Here is a 233-nt window from a genome sequence, read left to right as displayed (position 1 = left end):
CAGCCAAGCCAACAGGAAAAGAACAAGGATTACCGAGTAAAACTTATTCCTCGCATAATAAAGCTCAATGATGGGAATTAAAAAAAGCACAGCCGAGAATTCGCTACGCGCGCCATCCAAAAACAGGCTGGCGATCGCGAGACCGTAAAGCAGGACGCGCGCGCCGATGGATTTGATGATGCAAACCACGATCAGGAATCCATAAATGTAGGAACGAGCAAAACCTTGATAGG

The 233-nt window shown here is 47.2% G+C and carries 1 pseudogene; it reads right to left on the bottom strand.

Annotation, left to right across the window (positions count from 1 at the left end):
- Positions 1 to 189 (bottom strand): annotated as a pseudogene (locus KVT32_RS31745) (hypothetical protein); the annotation flags it as partial.
- Positions 190 to 233: the final 44 nt, after the last annotated feature.

The sequence above is a fragment of the Achromobacter sp. GbtcB20 genome (assembly GCF_019091095.1).
Taxonomy (GTDB): domain Bacteria; phylum Pseudomonadota; class Gammaproteobacteria; order Burkholderiales; family Burkholderiaceae_B; genus Achromobacter; species Achromobacter mucicolens.
This window is presented reverse-complemented; position numbering and strand designations above follow the sequence as displayed.